The sequence below is a fragment of the Sphingobium sp. GW456-12-10-14-TSB1 genome (assembly GCF_059424385.1).
Genome location: NZ_JBWKZI010000002.1, coordinates 511,719 through 528,408 on the forward strand (window position 1 = coordinate 511,719; position 16,690 = coordinate 528,408).

11 protein-coding genes are annotated in these 16,690 nt (G+C 59.6%); 4 read left to right on the forward strand and 7 right to left on the reverse strand.

From position 1 onward, the window contains the following. Positions 1-189: 189 nt before the first annotated feature. The 5 genes from AC07X9_RS19570 to AC07X9_RS19590 all read right to left on the reverse strand — a co-directional run bounded on the left by AC07X9_RS19570 (position 190) and on the right by AC07X9_RS19590 (position 9,830). On the reverse strand, positions 190-2,529 hold the full coding sequence (locus AC07X9_RS19570) for a TonB-dependent receptor (RefSeq protein WP_017181882.1): 2,340 nt from the start codon (positions 2,527-2,529) through the stop codon (positions 190-192). 100 nt (positions 2,530-2,629) lie between these two features. Further along, positions 2,630-3,616 carry an MBL fold metallo-hydrolase gene (locus AC07X9_RS19575; RefSeq protein WP_017181883.1) on the reverse strand — a complete coding sequence of 329 codons (987 nt, stop codon included), beginning with the start codon at positions 3,614-3,616 and terminating at the stop codon, positions 2,630-2,632. A 103-nt stretch (positions 3,617-3,719) separates the two neighbouring features. Continuing rightward, on the reverse strand, positions 3,720-6,056 hold the full coding sequence (locus AC07X9_RS19580) for an arylsulfatase (RefSeq protein WP_017181884.1): 2,337 nt from the start codon (positions 6,054-6,056) through the stop codon (positions 3,720-3,722). A gap of 188 nt (positions 6,057-6,244) precedes the next feature. Further along, a complete protein-coding gene (locus AC07X9_RS19585; protein WP_286869922.1) occupies positions 6,245-8,548 on the reverse strand; it encodes an arylsulfatase in 2,304 nt (767 codons plus the stop codon). After that, complete coding sequence (locus AC07X9_RS19590; RefSeq protein WP_017181886.1) at positions 8,541-9,830, reverse strand: MFS transporter; 1,290 nt, start codon at positions 9,828-9,830, stop codon at positions 8,541-8,543. Before AC07X9_RS19590 ends, AC07X9_RS19585 begins: the two co-directional genes overlap by 8 nt. Before the next feature lie 375 nt (positions 9,831-10,205). On the opposite strand from AC07X9_RS19590, the gene AC07X9_RS19595 reads away from it, so the two are divergent. The 4 genes from AC07X9_RS19595 to AC07X9_RS19610 all read left to right on the forward strand — a co-directional run bounded on the left by AC07X9_RS19595 (position 10,206) and on the right by AC07X9_RS19610 (position 14,588). Further along, positions 10,206-12,308, forward strand: coding sequence for a PQQ-dependent dehydrogenase, methanol/ethanol family (locus tag AC07X9_RS19595; protein ID WP_017181887.1), 2,103 nt, complete (start codon positions 10,206-10,208; stop codon positions 12,306-12,308). A gap of 43 nt (positions 12,309-12,351) precedes the next feature. Then, entirely contained in the window at positions 12,352-12,969 is a 618-nt protein-coding gene (locus tag AC07X9_RS19600; protein ID WP_017181888.1) for a nuclear transport factor 2 family protein, read from the forward strand. Between the two features lie 19 nt (positions 12,970-12,988). Further along, positions 12,989-13,864 carry a LysR family transcriptional regulator gene (locus AC07X9_RS19605; RefSeq protein WP_017181889.1) on the forward strand — a complete coding sequence of 292 codons (876 nt, stop codon included), beginning with the start codon at positions 12,989-12,991 and terminating at the stop codon, positions 13,862-13,864. Positions 13,865-14,069: 205 nt separating this feature from the next. Beyond that, positions 14,070-14,588 (forward strand): nuclear transport factor 2 family protein, encoded by a 519-nt coding sequence (locus tag AC07X9_RS19610; protein ID WP_017181890.1) that lies wholly within the window; start codon positions 14,070-14,072, stop codon positions 14,586-14,588. A gap of 215 nt (positions 14,589-14,803) precedes the next feature. Here AC07X9_RS19610 and AC07X9_RS19615 read toward each other — a convergent pair whose 3' ends face one another. Together AC07X9_RS19615 and AC07X9_RS19620 are read right to left on the reverse strand one after the other, a co-directional pair. Then, positions 14,804-16,105 carry a spinster family MFS transporter gene (locus tag AC07X9_RS19615; protein WP_017181892.1) on the reverse strand — a complete coding sequence of 434 codons (1,302 nt, stop codon included), beginning with the start codon at positions 16,103-16,105 and terminating at the stop codon, positions 14,804-14,806. A gap of 146 nt (positions 16,106-16,251) precedes the next feature. Beyond that, the gene (locus AC07X9_RS19620) at positions 16,252-16,656 is read right to left on the reverse strand and encodes a helix-turn-helix domain-containing protein (RefSeq protein ID WP_254908126.1); all 405 of its coding nucleotides are present in this window, start codon (positions 16,654-16,656) and stop codon (positions 16,252-16,254) included. Positions 16,657-16,690 lie beyond the last annotated feature (34 nt).

Genomic DNA, 16,690 nt, shown 5'->3' on the forward strand with positions numbered 1-16,690 from the left:
GCCTTCGATCGAAACGATAGGAGCAGCGGACGAAGAGGGCCTGCCCTATCGCGAAATGACTGGCGGTTGGTAGCCAGTCCGTTGGGCTGAAAGCCTCTTTGAATTCCCTCAGGCCGGCACGACTCCCGGCCCATATCGTGTCGGCACGCCAGGACGCGCCGGCCTTGTATGAGCCGGGATGCGTTGCGCTTACCGGATCGTCAATTGCACGCCGACCGTTCGTGGCGCGTCAACCAGGGCACTGATGCTGCCGGGTGCGAGCGGGATCGACTGCTTATATTGCGTAGTCAGCTTGTCGGTCAGGTTCTTGCCGACCAGCGCCACTTCCCAACGACCATCCTGCGGCCCGAACCCAATGCGCAGGTCGACCTTGGTATAGCCGCGCTGCTCCAGCAGCGGGTCGGCGGTAGCCGCCATGAAATAGCGTGACGTGAAATAGACCAAGGGATCGACCGTCAGACTGTAATTGCCGACCGGGATAGACGCCCGTGCGCCGACATTTCCGCTCCATTCCGGCGCGTTGGTGCGCCGTTTGCCCGACAGATCCTGAGTACAGCCCCCGCCGACTTGCGCCAGTGCCTGGATAGTGCAGGCACCGTTGGGATAATCGGTATATTTGGCGTCGAGATAGGCAACACTGGTATTGAGCGTGAGCCAGGAGGTTGTGCGCAGACTGGCATTGAACTCGACACCTTGCGAGCGCGATGCGCCGACATTCTGCACCAGCGAGGTGATGGTCCCGTTGGGCTGAAGTTGAAGACTGGTTTCCTGCAGGTCCTTATAGTCGCTGCGATAGAATGTCAGGTCCATGTTCAGCCGCCGGTCAAGGAAGCTGCCCTTTATACCCAGTTCATAGGCGTTGACCGTTTCCGGCCCGAAATCCTCGTTCTGCGCCCCAAAGCTATAGCCGCCAGCCTTAAAGCCGTTGGCATAGCTTGCGTATATCATGACGTCGCGCGACAGATCATATTGAATGCTTGCGGACGGCATGAATTTATTGTCGGTCCGCTCCGGGCGCGCAAAGTCCGCGGTATTGGTGGCCAAGAGCCGCGCCACAATTGCTGTCTGGGCGGGGGAAAGGCTCTGAAATCCCTCGAACGAGGCGAGATTGTCGCCCAGTCCTGGCGCGGCCGTACGATGGGCACGCTTCTGGATGCTGGAGTAACGAGCGCCCAGATTGATCCGGAAATGCTCGATCGGACGGATGGTCGCGGACGCGAAACCCGACCAGGTCGTATCATTTTGCGTAATGATATTGTTACCGGCGAATAATGTGGAGGCATTGAAAGTGCCCGTGGTGTCGCGCGCGCCAAAGGGCTGGAACGAAAAACCAACAACTGTTCGCGTGCTCAACCGACCATGCGAGGCATAGCCGCCAATCATATATTCCAATGTGCCGCCGGTGGCAGACTGATAGCGAATTTCCTGGCTCACTTGGCGATAACGTTCGTCCTGACGCGTGGGATAGCCATTGGTCCCGCCAATCGCATCGGTCAGCGGGAATGGAATGCCCTGCCCCAAGTTCGTGGTGTGATGCCAGAAATAGCCGGAGATCATGTTGATCGATCCGCTGCCGACGTCGACACTGTTCGTCCATGCACCTTCAATGAAGTCATAGTTGGTTTGAGTAGGGCCGGTCGCAGAATGATAATCGAGCGTGTCGTCAATGTTGCCGCCATTCTGATTGAGATAGCGATTGCAGACATTGATCGGGGCGAGCGCGAAGCCCGGCGGAGGAGGACAGTTGATGACTTGGTACATCCCTGAACCACGGGTGCGCGAGCGCGCGCCGTCTATCCGCAAGTCCGACCGGAAGTCGCTGTCCGGCTCCCATTTGAGAGCGATACGTCCCTGGGCCGTGCGGTCATGCGGCCCATCTTCGCCGGTATTGCTGCTTTTGATATATCCGTCGCTACCCGACACGCGACCAGCAATGCGGGCGCTGAGCGATGGGCTGAGCGGCGCGTCCACCCCCATCTGCACATCATATTCCTGGGTCGAGGGAACATAGGTCGCAACCGCATTGTAATTCAATTCTTCGCCTGGCTTTCGCGTGACGATGTTCAGCGCACCGGCAATCGCGTTCGCCCCGAAGAAGGTTGTCTGCGGTCCCTTGAGCACCTCGACCCGTTCAAGGTCAAACAAGGCTGCGCGAGTGGAGCGCGAACGGCTGCGATAGACGCCGTCGACAAAGGTTGCGACCGACTGTTCGAAGCCGGGATTGGGCCCTGACCCGACGCCCCGGATCGTGATCGCATTGGCGATGGTGCCGGTCGAAATCCGTACGTTGGGCAGGCGTACCGCCATGTCATTCAGGCTGGTGATGTTCTGGCGTTGCAGCGTCTCGCCGCCGACGACCGAAACGGCGACTGGCACGTCCTGCAGTCGCTGTTCGCGGCGCTGGGCCGTTACGACGATTTCGCCGTCGGCATTTTGCCCTGCCGCATCTGCCTGCGCAAACGCTGGCGTCGTTAGCAAAGCACAGATGGCAGTTCCCAAAAGCAGATGGCTTTGTGAGATAATTTTCATCACTCCCTCCCAATATTTATTTGGATATAATGTCTATTATTAAAATTATATAATATGACTCATAAGATTATTATTATTATATGTATTGCGATTTATAATTCTATTTGGCTAGATCTATCGATTGAAGATCTTTGCCGATTATGAGAGGGCCGCTGTAATTCGCCCTTATTTCTTGTTCGACAACCTGCGTGGATTGAGGGGTCAGGAAGCCCGCGATGTGCATCAGAACCAGCTTCTTGACCCCAGCCTTGGCGGCGAGCTTGCCAACTTCCTGCGGCGTCAGATGTTCGAGCGTCATGTGCGCGGCAAGTTCGGTGCGAACTGATCCGCTGTTGTCCACAGGCGCCGCGTCGACGCGCGGCGGCAGGACTTCGCTGACCAGAATGTCGGCACCTTTCGCCAAGGCAGCGACGGCGTCACTTGGTCCTGTATCGCCAGTGAACACCACTGATCCGCTGAGCGTATCGAACCGATAGGAATAGCTTTTGTCGACCTTGCCGTCAGGCCCGACGGACTTGTGCCCGAAATGCGAGTTCTCGACCGCCGTAACCCTGACCTTGTCGTCAGAATAGATCAGGCCCGGCTGTTTGTCGTGACCGACAAAGCGCGTCTTGGCCTGTGGCAGGCTAGGGATGCCGGCGCGAAAAATCCGCTCCGACACGCTTAGATAGCGCAGCGCTGCGTCGACCAGGAATTCGGTCGCGGGCGGACCATAGATTTCGACCGGCGGCCCTTTGGCGCCGCGAAGCCCCGTACCGATCCAGTTGAGCGACATCAGCGGTTCCAGTCCCGCCGTATGGTCGAGGTGATGATGCGTGATGAAGATTGTTCGCAGCGCGCCAATTGGAAATCCGGCCGCTACAAACTGATGCGCGGTACCCGCGCCCGCGTCGATCAGGTAGGGCGTGCCGCCGATGACGAGCAGGGAAGCAGGCTCCGACCGCTCAAGGTCGACCACCGGACCACCCTTAGTTCCCAACAGGATGATCCTGTCCTGCTTGGTCGGCGTTGCAGCGGAGGGCTGAGCCGTCGCGGCCCCTGACATTGCGGCAAAGGCAGTAGCCGCGAGCAACAAAAAGCGTGTCATTCCTTGATCTCCGGACGAAATCCCTGGTTGGGGCGCGGGCCCCCTGATGGTCGGAACCGGACCGGGCCATCACATGCGGGCCCGGCCTTGTTCCAGTGGAGCATCACGATGATTTGGCCGTGCCGACCGTCACTTTCTCTATCTCACACCCGCAGGTCCGCGGCCCGGTGCGATCGTCCAGCGCTGGCCGCCCGATAATCGCTTCGCCGGCAAGGATGCGAATGATGCGATCGACAGGTGCAGTCTGGGTCACCTTACCGTCGACCTTCATGGTCAGCGTGAAGCCCTTGTCCGCAGGAACGAATGCGACCGAAATCTCATGAGTGCCGGGAGCGAGCGCGCCGCCGCCCTTCACTGTCCGGCGCTCCTGTGCCCGGCCTGACGGATTATACGTAAAGACCGGCACCCCGTTTTCCAGCGATAGCGCATAGCCCGACGGCACGCCCCCCTGGTTGAGGATCGGCCCGTTCTCCATGCCCTGAACGGTTACCTTCGCAACGGCTTCCCAGCCCGGCGTCAGTTCGGGGAAGGCAGCCGCCGGATAGCGTATGTCGCTAGGATAGTAGACATGGGCGACATTGGCTTCGATCGCTGGCGGCCGGAATTTCGAGTTGATCCGTTCAAAGAAATCGGCGGACAAGGGATAGATGTTGAACTTTGCAGCAGCCTTGTCGAAATCCGCCCTCAGTTCGGCGAGTTTTTCGGGATATTTGGCAGACACATCAACGGTCTGGGAATAATCATTATTCAGATTGTAAAGCTGCCAGGTCGCTTTGTAGGGATTGGTCTTATTAGGGCCCCAAGGCTTCCAGTTCACGTCTGTTCCTGCCAGCCAGCCGTCCTTGTAATAGGCGCGGCTGCCGAGCATTTCGAAATATTGCTCGCGATGGCGGGTCGGGGCTTTGGCATCCTTGAAAGTATAATTTAATGCCACGCCGTCAATCGGTTGCTGGACAACGCCATTCACCTTTTCCGGAGGTGCGATGCCGATGGCCTCATAGATGGTGGGGGCGATATCGATCACATGACTGAATTGGGTGCGAACGCCGCCCTTGTCGGCGATGCCCTTGGGCCATGAAATGACCATGCCATCGCGCAGTCCGCCCAATTTGGACGCGACCGTCTTGCCCCAGGGGAAGGGCGTGTTGGTGGCATAACCCCAGCCGACCGGATAGTTGCTCAGCACATGCTCGCTGCCAAGTCGGTCGATGTCTTTCAACATGTCTTCGTCCGAAGGCTCGATTCCTGCGAACAGCGAATAGACATTGTTCGTGCCGCGAAGATTGTGCAGCGCCGCGCCATTGTCGCCCTGGATGAAGATGATCAGCGTGTTGTCGAGTTGTCCGGTATCCTTCAGCCGCGCGATGATCCGGCCGAACTGATCGTCGGTATAGGCAAGCTGGGCGGCAGCGACCTCCATCATGCGCGCATAAAGACGCTTCTGGTCGGAAGACAGGCTGCTCCACGCGGGCACACCCGGCAACGGCGGCGCCAGCTTCGTATCGGGCGCGACCACACCCATTTTCTTTTGGCGAGCAAGTATCTGTTCGCGGACGACATCCCATCCCATGTCGAACTTGCCTTTGAACTTGTCGATCCACTCCTTGGGCGCCTGCTGCGGCCCGTGCATGGCACCTGGCGCATAATAGGCAAAGAAGGGTTTGTCGGGGTTGGAGCCATTTTGCGCGCTCATCCAGGCGAGCAAATGGTCGGCCATGTCCTTTTCAAAGATATAGTTGGGATCGTTGGGATCACGGCGGACGCCGATATGATTTTCAAGCAACGGCGGATTGGCCTGATCCGTCCCGGCGGCGTTGAAGCCATAGAAATAATCGAAGCCCATGCCGCTCGGCCAGTGCGTGAACGGTCCCATCGGCCCCAGTTCCCAGTCTGGCGTATTGTGGTTCTTGCCGAACCAGGCGGTGTCGTAACCGTTATTTTTCAGCACCTGGCCCAGAGTTGCCGCGCTGTCGGGAATGACAGATGTATAGCCCGGCTCATCCACGGACACGTTGCTGATCGATCCGGATCCGACCGCATGATGGTTGCGTCCGGTCAGCAGCGACGCCCGCGTGGGCGAACACATGGCCGTCGTGTGAAACTGCGTGTATTTTAGTCCATTGCGCGCGAGCATGTCGAAATTGGGCGTCGGGATCGGCCCGCCAAACGTGCTCGACGCGCCAAAACCGACATCGTCGGTCAACACCAGCAGGACATTGGGAGCGCCTTTGGGTGCCTTGGGAATATTGGGATAATAGCGCCAGCTCCCGTCAGCCTGTGTGCGCAGCGGTTGCTGCTGCTGCTGCGCAGATGCCGCGTCGCCACCAGCCTGTGCCAAAGCCTGCCCACTGAGGGAGGCGACGAGGCCGGCGGCAATCACACGCGCCATATCCTTCGCCAATCGCGCACGCACCCGCTTCAGATACCCTTGCCGCATCATCAGTCCTTTCCCAATCTTCTTGTCGACCCTGCTTGCGAAGGCCTTTGCTTTCCGCCGTTAGTCGGTAATCAAGCGCGCCGTCGTGCCAGAGGGGGTATCCGGCCAACTTGAGCGCAGTGCATATTGGCTCATACGCTTGGCGACTTGTTCCTGTGTGCACCCACAGGGGGCAACCGGGCCGGATATTTCTATCGCGCGCCGGTTTCCTTCTCCTGGCTGATGGTTACGGACAGCAGCCGCCCTTGATAGGCAAAGGGCAGTTCCATATCGTCGGCGACAGATTCATCACCCAGTTGCCCAACGGAGCCGGCAAGGCCGAGGAAAGAGGACGACATGGGTGTAGTCTGGCGAGCCACTTCCTTGCCATCGACCGACAGTTCCAATGTCCCTCCCCGGCCCGGCATGGCGTCCGGGACGAAACGCCCCATAATGCTATGCGTGCCTGGGGAGAGTGACTCAGACCCGCTCAGCCGGATGGCGGTATCGTGATCGGAAGGATCGTAGAGAAAAACCGGCTTGCCGTTGATCACGAAAAGCCCCCAGCCCATCGCCCAGCCGCCTTGCGCGACCAGGGTTCCGTCCCCTCCTGCCGATGGAACATCTACTTGTGCGCTGGCTGACCATCCGGTCCGCATCAGGCTGGGGAAGGCCCCATAGTTGAACCGCGCCGTGCTGGGATAATATGTCACGCTGTTGCGTCCCCCCAAGATCGACGGACGGAAACGGGCATCGAGACGGCTGAAGAAATCGGAGGTCAAAGGGAAGACGTTGTTCGCCTTCGCAGCCGTTTCGAAATCGGCCTGCAACGCGGCGAGCTTTTCGGGATGTCTGGCCGCCAGATTGACGGACTGCGAATAATCCCGATTGAGATCGTATAATTCCCACTTGAATGCGAGCGGGTCGACATGCGTCGGACTATGATCCCATGTCGGGCGTGCCGGGACCGTATTGGCGAGCCAACCGTCCTTATAAAAACCGCGATTGCCCATCAGTTCGAAATATTGCTCAGTATGGCGGTTCGCGGCCTTTGCCTCACGAAAGGTGTAGGCAAAACTCACGCCGTCGATCGGCATCTGATCGACCCCGTTCATCTGCGTGGGCGGAGTAATGCCGATCGCTTCGTAGACGGTCGGCGCAATATCGATAACATGGGTGAACTGCCCACGGGTCTGCCGCTGGTCGGCGACATGGCCCGGCCAGGATACCACCATGCCGTTCATCGTGCCGCCAAGGTGTGACGCAACCTGCTTGGAATATTGGAAGGGCGTGTTCATCGCATAAGCCCATCCCGCCTGATACACGCCCGCGCTGTGCGGCCCGCCCAGACTGTCTTCCTTGCCAATCATCTGATCCCATTCAGGATCATTGTTGTTCATTGAGGCATATTCATTGTTCGTACCCCGCGGCCCGGCCTCTTCCGACGAGCCATTGTCGCCCTGAACGTAGATGATCAGCGTATTGTCATATTCGCCAAGCCGCTTGAGTTCGCCAAATAACCGGCCGAATTGATCGTCGAAGAAGGCGAGCTGGGCGGCGTAAACCTCCATCATCCGCGCCGACACTTTCTGCTGCTCGGGCGTAAGGGAATCCCATGCCGGGAGAGCGGCTTCACGCGGATTGAGGCGCGCATTCTTGGGAATGACGCCCATTGCCTTTTGCCGCTTGAATATCTCGACGCGCAGCTTGTCCCAGCCCATATCGAACTTGCCGCGAAACTTGGCGATCCACTCCTTGGGTGCCTGCTGAGGGCCATGCGCTGTACCGGGCGACCAATACATCAGGAAAGGCGCATCTGGGCGCAACGACTTCTGCCCGCCCAGCCACTGGATCGCATGATCGGCCGTATCGCGATCCAGAATATAGTCAGGCTTGCCGATATAGGGACGGATGGTGTTGAGATTTTCGGTCAGGATCGGCGCGAACTGGCTGGTTGCCGGTCCATTGAAACCGTAAAAATAGTCAAAGCCCAGCCCTAGTGGCCATCGGTCGAACGGCCCGTAGGGCGTCAAATCCCAGGGAGGCGTATTGTGATTCTTGCCAAACCAGGAGGTGTCATATCCATGGGCCTTTAACACCTGACCAATCGTCGCGGCAGTTTTCGGAATGGACGCGTTATAGCCGGGCGCATCTATCGACACCTCGGATATGGCGCCAAACCCCACCCGGTGATGATTGCGGCCGGTCAGCAGCGCGGCGCGCGTCGGGGAGCACATCGCGGTCGTGTGGAAATTATTGTATCGAACACCCTGCGCCGCCAGTGCGTCGTAATTTGGCATGGGAATGAGTCCGCCAAAGGTGCTGCTTGCCCCGAAACCGACGTCGTCGGTCAGGACGATGAGGATATTGGGTGCCTGGGCGGGAGCCTGCGGGCGGGCGGGATAGGTCTTGAATGCCGGCTGCGGAGCGGCGACGCTACCGTCGCTAGCAAGAACTGCAGTTGCCGGCATAACCATTGCTGTGGTTGCAGCTATCAGCTTGATCCAGTTACGCACGGTCGCAATTCTCCTTGGTAATTGTCGGCAACGCCATGATGCCGGTTCGCTCTGCCCTGCCGATGATCAACACCCATGCGATGCACAGGGCGACAGGGATAAGAGCGGCGAGCATGAAGCCGCCGACACCTGCTACATGAGCGACCAGCCAGCCGCCGGCCAACGGCCCGCAGATCGCACCCGATCGCGTGACGGCGATTGACAGGCCGACAAAGCTGGACAGCAGATGCTGCGGATAGAAAATCATCCCAAAAATGGTGATGGCGATATGGGCCCCGGAAATTCCTACGCCTATGGCCAGTAGCAACAGTGCCCAGAGCGTCCCGCTATAGGCAGTGACGGCGATGCCGATTAGTCCGGCGGCTGCGCAAAGATATCCGCCAACGAACGTCCTGACCGCGCGACCCCGATCCAACTGATAGGCGAAAAAAAAGCCGCCCACGATGCCGCCAAACTGAAACAATCCGCTGAGCCGCGCGGCCGTGTCTACCGGCATGCCACCACGAGGCAACAGGGTCGGCAGCCAATTTATCATCATATAGATGAGAAACGTATTGGTCGTCGCCAACCCCAGGAGCAGCAATGTCTTGATCCGGTGGGCAGGCAAGAATAGCTCAAAAAGCGGAGAGGCTGAAGGCTGCCGCCTGGTTGTGGTGGACGAAGACGGGATCGCCTGCTGATGCGACGGCATCAGGATCACCAGACCGGCTATTGCGATCAGCGTCAGCAGCCCCGCTATCACGAACAGCGCCTGCCAATTGCCTATTCTCACCACCGGCGCAACAATCAGTGCGGCCATCACCGACCCCACGGGGATCGCCGTATTGACGATCGCCAGAATTCTGGCGCGCATATGCACGGGCGCGATGTGGGCCACGCTGGCCGTGACATTGGGCAGGCACGCGCCAAGGCCGATGCCGGTCAGCAAGCGCCAGACGACGAACGCCGAGACATTGTCTGCTGTGGCGGTGCCGAAAGTAGCCCCCGCCGCCAGCATGCCCGTCCAGACGATCATGCGCTTGCGGCCGAACCTTTCCCCCAGCGGGGCGAGCAACACCGACGCGAGACCGATGCCTATCAGGACGGCGGACAGGCTGAGGGCGAAGGCAGAGGGAGGCTGGCCCCATTGCGCGCTCACGCGCGGCACGGCGAGCGGCATTGCAGCGAGGTCCAGCCCTTCGATCAGCATGAAGAAAGCGCAGAAGAACAGGATTGCGACGGTTCGCGCTGTTAGCCGGTCATGAACCGTGCCAGAGGCGTTGATCGCCTGGTCAAGCATCATTCCCACCTCTCCTGGCCAGCCTTCTGGCTTTATGCGCCGCCGCCGCTGGCACTGCGTCTATGGTGCAACGCATAGGCCCACCTAAGACGGGAGAGAACGTGTTAAATCGATAGGGAGTGATAGCATTTTACCTATCGCGACCTTTCGCTTTTTGGGGTTCCCCTAGCCCCCTCTGAAGGGCCATTGAGGGCTATAAGCTGTCTCCAGAGAACAGGGGAAAGCGCGGACGAAAGAGGATGGCGAAGAACGGCAAGAGGGGTGATAACAGGCGCGGATCAAAGGCCGCTGGCGTTGGCGGCTGGCGCAATCCGCTTCCGATTTCATCCTGACGCGCCTTGTCGCACCTGTTCGCCTGATGGGCTGAGAGGTCGTTACATGAAGGGCATCGCAAGACTGGCGTGGATGGCAGGCATGATCGCCTTGCTGAGCGCCTGTGGCGGGACGGATCGACATTCCGCCACCCGCGATGGTGCCGACTGGCCGACGACCGGCGGGACGCTTGACGCCCAGCGCTTCAGTCCGCTCAACAGCATCAACCGGGACACGGTGGGCCGACTGGGCCTTGCCTGGTCGGTTGATCTCGACACCAATGCCGGTCAAGAAGCCACGCCGATCATGCGGGACGGCACCCTTTACATCATCAGTGCTTATGACGTGGTGCGCGCGGTGGACGCGCGGACGGGCGAGGTGCGCTGGACCTATGACCCGCAGGTGCGTGCGGCGGCCGCCCGCTCATGTTGCGGTCCAGTGTCTCGCGGCGTAGCGGTGGAAAACGGGCTTGTCTATGTGGGAGCGCTGGACGGTCGCCTGATCGCACTCAATGCGCAGGACGGCACAGTGCGCTGGCAAGTGCAGACGCTGGACGACGCCTGGCCGCCCGCTGTCAACTATTCGATCACGGGTGCGCCCCGCGTCATCAAGGGGCGCGTCATCATCGGCAACGGTGGCGCGGAATTCGGCGCGCGCGGTTTCATTACCGCCTATGACGCCCAAAGCGGGAAGAAAGAGTGGCGCTTCTACACGGTGCCGGGCAAACCGGGGACTAGGGACAATGCCGCATCCGATGCGATGCTTGGCAAGGTGCAATCGACATGGAACGGGCAATGGTGGCGCTGGGGCGGCGGTGGCACTGTGTGGGACGTGATCGAATATGATCGCGAACTTGACCTGCTCTATTTCGGCGTCGGAAATGGCAGCCCGACAAATCATGGGCTGCGCAGCGACGGCAAGGGCGATAACCTGTTCCTGGCCTCAATTGTCGCTGTCCGTCCCGATACCGGCGAATATGTCTGGCATTATCAGGAAACACCGGCCGAAAGCTGGGACTATACTGCGACGCAGCCGATCATCCTTGCGGACCTCGAAATAGGCGGAAAAATGCGCAAGGTGCTGATGCAGGCACCGAAAAACGGGTTCTTCTACATTCTGGACCGCGCGACCGGCGAATTGCTGTCCGCCGACCCCATCGCCAAGACGACATGGGCCAGCCACATCGATCTCAAAACCGGGCGCCCGGTGGAAAATCCGGATGCCCGCTACTATCGCACTGGCAAGACGACGATCCTGTATCCAAGTTCCGGCGGCGCCCACAATTGGCAGCCCATGTCCTACAGCCCACAAACCGGGCTGGTCTATCTTCCGGTCATGGAAATGGGCATCCCGCTCAGCCAGGGTGGCAGTCCGACGCCGGTCCCCGGGGTCTATAACACCGGCACCGACATGCAGGGCGGAACCGCCTGGAACGCAGAACAACTGAAATCCATCCGCCAGGATACAAAAGGGTTCCTGATGGCGTGGGACCCCGTACGGCGAAAGGTCGCATGGAAGCGCGAGCTGGCCGCCAATTTTAACGGCGGCGTGCTTTCGACGGGGGGCGGCCTGGTGTTCCAAGGTAACGCTGAGCGGAAATTCGCCGCTTATGATGCCAAGAGTGGGGAATTGCTCTGGCAGTTCGATGCGCAGACCGGCATCGCCGCCGCGCCGATCACCTACGCGATCGATGGCATTCAATATGTCGCGGTCATGGCCGGATGGGGCGGCGCATGGCCGATGCTGGGCGGGCAACTGGCGGAACAGCCGGTAAACGGGGTGGGACCAAACCGGCTGCTGGTGTTCCGCCTCGACGGCAAGGGTATCCTGCCACCCCTCCCGAATGCAGCGCCTCGGCAGCTCGATCCGCCGACCGAAACGGCATCTGCAGACCTGATTGCGCGCGGTAACGGTCTCTATGGAGAAAACTGCCTGCGCTGTCATGGCATGGCGGCGGTTAGCGCCAGCATGGTGCCCGACCTGCGGCACAGCGGCGCGATCCACAGTGCCGACGCCTTCAACCAGATAGTGATAGGCGGCGCGCTCAAGGACCAGGGAATGCCCGGTTTCAGGACGCAGATCACCGCATCCGACCTTGAGGCGATCCGCGCCTATCTCATCCATCGCGCCAATCAGGATGCGAAAAACAACGGGTCTGGCACCCGGTAACGCGACGTACGTCAATGTTAATCAGTGCAGTAGAGGATTTTCCATGACCATCGAGGCCAAGTTACAAGCTCTCACCGAAGCCCTGGCACGTGTTGAAAAGCGCGCGCAGGCGGCAGAAGACTATATCGCCATTTCCAATCTCCAGCGGACCTATGGCTATTATGTCGACAAGTTCCAATGGGAACAGGTCGCCGACCTGTTCGCCCGCGACGCGATCATCGAAATCAATGCGCGCGGCAAGTTCAAGGGGCATGAGCGTATTCGCGAATATATGCGCCATTTCGGGCCGGCGCAGCGCGGCGTGCTGATGAACCATATCCAGTTGCAGCCAGTCATCCACATCGACGAGGATGGCGAGACCGCGCATGGCCGCTGGCGCGCTATGATGCAGGTCGGCGAATTGGGCGGTGTCGCCCGCCTCGGCGAAGCGATCTACGAAAATCGCTATATCAAGGAGGATGGTGTCTGGAAAATCGCATCGCTGCGCGCATACCAGACTTTCTACGTTCCCTACGAAGGCGGCTGGGGTAAGGAAGCCCTGCCCCTCGTTACCCATTTCGACGACCTGGAGCCGGACGAATATAGCGAACCCTATCCGGTCTTTCCCGATGTCTTTGTTCCGCCCTATCACTACACCAATCCCGTGAGCGGGAGGGAGTGAGGAGGAAGCGCGTGTCGCGATGTTGACGATCCGGCAGATGATCATCTTTGCCGCCGTGGTCAGGCATGGCAGTTTCCGTGCCTGCGCGGAACAGGCCGGCCTCACCCAGGTGGTCGTGAGTGCGCATATCCGCGAACTCGAAAGCAGGCTGGGCGTGTCGCTCTTTGAGCGGCGCCCCGGCCATGCCGCCGCATTGACCACGAAAGGGCAGCATGCGTTCGAACGCATCTCCGCGATCCTGGCCGACCTGAACGATCTGCAACGCGAACTGACGGGCGAACAGACCCGTAGGACACTGAACCTTACGACCTATGGCTTCATCATGCTGAAGTTGCAGGACAGGATCGACGCCTTCGAGGACGCAAGGCCGCAGATCGAGCTGCACATTCGGCTTGATCCGCCGGATAATCGGACGCTGGCTATGCAGGTGCATCGGGGCGAGGTCGATCTCGCCTGTTTTTATACAATGGATCAGGATGAAGTTCCTGGCAGCGTACATGTCGGGCACGAGCAGCTAGCCATCTACGTCGGACCGGACCATCCACTGGCCAGTGCAAAAGGTGTGACCGGCGCAGAGCTCGGCCGTCATCCGGCCATCATGCTCCGGCATGAAAATCCGCAACGCCGTCTGACCGATCTGGCGTTGGACCGCATCGGCGCTGTTCCGGGCAAGATCATATTGGAAACGGACGCGCTCGCGCTGATGCTCAATAATGTGCGTCGCAACCGCGCCTGGATATGCTTGTTTCAGGATTCGGTAGATGACATGATTCCCGGGCTTGTACGCGTGGACCTTGCCACGCCGTTGCCGCCTGTCGAGATCCGGCTGCTCTCACGCCCCTCAGCGCGGCATGACCCCAATCTGATCGCCCTTCGCGACAGTTTTTGCGGATAGACGTCCGCAAGGATGTACGAGCCGCGACGGAACATGCCGAAATCGGTCTTCATGCCATTCTGGTCTGACAGGTCCCTCGCTCCAAAGCCTTAAGACCGGAGCCGTATCGGGCCTTGCGGTATCCCTAACGAATGTTACTGTTATCTAAACAACCAAACACGCTTTGCCCCGTCGGCGTGAGCGAAACGAGGAAGAGGATTTTCAGATGCGAGATCAAACGCCCGTCACGATCCTGATCCCGGCGGCGCAGGTGCCCGAAGGCCAGACTCCGCCTATGATCGCAGCCGATCATGATGCGCTGCTGGCCAGCGACGATCCGCGCCTGCGTGCCAACAAGCAGTTATGCTACGATATGTATCGGACGTTGTTGCAAGCCGGTCGCGCCGACCGCGTACGTGAATTCATCGGTCCCCACTATATTCAGCACAACCCCAATGTCGTCAGCGGTGCCGCCGCGCTGGAAGAGTTCATTCGCAATTCGCGGCCCGAACGACCGATTGAGGATCGCATTGCGTTACCCTTGACCGCAATCATTGCGGAACGAGACATGGTAACGTTCGTGTTCGTGCGCCAGGAAAAGGACGAGGCAGGTGATACCTATTACACCAGCTGGTTCGACGTTTTCCGGGTCGAAAACGGCCTGATCGTCGAACATTGGGACCCGGCAATGAAGAGCGCGGAGATGCTGAAACTGGACCCGAACAAGAAGCGGATCGATCCCTGATTCCTGCTCGATTTCACGGCAGTGCGACGATCAGGGCAATGCCTGGGTCGCATGCCGTTGGTCGATGCAACAGGCAAAGGTCTGGCCGCACAGCGGAATGCGCCTGTTGAAATATAGGTAGCTGTCCATCGTCCAAGCGAGGCGCGTGATGGACGAAAGGGCCGCCCGTGCTGCACTAGGCAGGACGAGCCGCCCCTGGCCGACCCTAGCCGACCCTAGACGCGTCGGTATCTCGCCGCCCAGATAAGATGCAGGCCGCTCCATATATAAAAGGCCCCAAAGCATGCGATTGCCAGGCGGATGCCAGTCGCGCCGGCTTGCGCACAAGCCGATCCGGACACTTGCCCTACAGCGCCAGCGCACTGGGCCGCGAAATTGGCTGATCCATAGGCCCAGGCAGAAAGATGATCGCTGGCGAGGCCGGCAATCGGCGGACCAAAGCCCTGCCCCGTCAAATACATGATCAGCAAGAACAGCGCCGATCCGGTCGCGCGACTACGCGAATCGAGCAGTCCATGGAGCGCGGCGATGGCCGGTCCCATCGCCATGTAGAAAAATAGCGAACCCGCCAGCATCAGACAAAAGGCGGGAACCAGATCCTTCTGCATAACCCCTATAATGAAGATCGGCGCGCCAACGATCGCACCTATGCCGGGCACCGCGATCAACATTCGCGCATCGCGCCGAGCCAGCCATTCAGCGCCATAGCCGCCTGCAATCGTTCCGATGGCGGACGCTATGCCGCTCAACAGGCCGAAGGCTAGCCCCGCCTGTCCTACGTCCAGATTGAAGCTGCGGGCAAAGAAGGCAGGGAGGAAGGTGTTGATGCCAAAGGCACCCAGGCTGACGACAGATACGCCGATCAGGATATGCCGCATGCAACGATCGCGCACCAGGATGAGGAAAACATCCTTCAAACGCATCCGTTCGGCATTGATCGCTACATCCTGGCGTGGAGGCTCACGCATCACGAGCAACGCCAGGATCGATACCAGTAACCCGATGCCACCGATCACGTAGAAGGTAGCACGCCAGCCGTGCGAGGCGGCGATCGACCCGCCAATGGAGGAGCCCAGGAAAGCCGCGACGGGAACGCCCAGCATGAACAATGATATGGCCGATGCTCGCTTTTCAGGAGGATACATGTCCGAAATCATCGAATGGGGTGGCGCTTCTGTCCCCGCACTGCCACCAGCCATCCCGAACCGCGCCGCAATCAACTGCATGAAACTGCTCGTCGCGCCGCAGAGCATGGTGAATGCCGATGCGAACATGAGCGATCCAGCCGCTACCCATTTGCGCGGATAGCGATCCGCCAGCCAGGCGAGCGGCAGCGACGCAAAGGTGTTGATCACCGCGAATGCGGTGCCGCCAAGAAGGCCGATCTGAAAATCGCTCAGGCTGAAATCGGCCTTGATCTGCTGCGCGACCAGCGCAATGACAATCCGGTCAATGAACCCAAAGCCGTAGATGGCGGTGAGCAGGAACAGCGCGATCCTGCGTGCGCCGGGCGTCATGGTCGCCCCCCTGTTACCGGCGGGCAAGTCGGAAAGATGGATTGCATGGTCGATCCTCTGGGTGATTGGGGGAAGGGCAGCAGACGGCACATCAAAACGCGCGGCGGCTTTCGTCGCCACGGTGAAGCTCCCTTCCCCGGCCGGTTTCAGTGAAACAGGCGACTGCTGCGAAAGGCTCTGGGCGTTTCGCCGAAACGCCCCTTGAACGAACGGCTGAAGTGTTGGGAATCGTTGAAACCCCAATAATGCGCGATGTCAGTGATGGAGCGGTGGGCCTGCGCAGGGTCCAGCAAGTCCTGCCTGCACCGGTCCAGCCGCCGATGCCAGATCATCCGGCCCAGCGTTTCGGCGTCATCGGCGAACAGTTTATGCAGGGTCCGTTTGGCGTAACCCATTTCCTGCGCGATCCGGGCCACATCCAGATCGCGGTCGGCCAGGTTGCGATCGACGAAGTCGATCACCGCGAGGCGACGAGCGCGCGTGCTATTGGCGCTCTGCGCGACAGGATCGGCATCCCATACCGTGTTGAGCATCTGGATGTTGATTTCCACTGAGAAGTGACCCGGGTTTTCCATCGAGAAGTGA

Excerpts from the sequence above, each read along its gene's own strand:
- AC07X9_RS19570 (WP_017181882.1), bottom strand. The coding sequence starts at position 2,529 with ATGAAAATTATCTCACAAAGCCATCTGCTTTTGGGAACTGCCATCTGT.
- AC07X9_RS19575 (WP_017181883.1), bottom strand. The coding sequence starts at position 3,616 with ATGACACGCTTTTTGTTGCTCGCGGCTACTGCCTTTGCCGCAATGTCA.
- AC07X9_RS19580 (WP_017181884.1), bottom strand. The coding sequence starts at position 6,056 with ATGATGCGGCAAGGGTATCTGAAGCGGGTGCGTGCGCGATTGGCGAAG.
- AC07X9_RS19590 (WP_017181886.1), bottom strand. The coding sequence starts at position 9,830 with ATGATGCTTGACCAGGCGATCAACGCCTCTGGCACGGTTCATGACCGG.
- AC07X9_RS19595 (WP_017181887.1), top strand. The coding sequence starts at position 10,206 with ATGAAGGGCATCGCAAGACTGGCGTGGATGGCAGGCATGATCGCCTTG.
- AC07X9_RS19600 (WP_017181888.1), top strand. The coding sequence starts at position 12,352 with ATGACCATCGAGGCCAAGTTACAAGCTCTCACCGAAGCCCTGGCACGT.
- AC07X9_RS19605 (WP_017181889.1), top strand. The coding sequence starts at position 12,989 with ATGTTGACGATCCGGCAGATGATCATCTTTGCCGCCGTGGTCAGGCAT.
- AC07X9_RS19610 (WP_017181890.1), top strand. The coding sequence starts at position 14,070 with ATGCGAGATCAAACGCCCGTCACGATCCTGATCCCGGCGGCGCAGGTG.
- AC07X9_RS19615 (WP_017181892.1), bottom strand. The coding sequence starts at position 16,105 with ATGACGCCCGGCGCACGCAGGATCGCGCTGTTCCTGCTCACCGCCATC.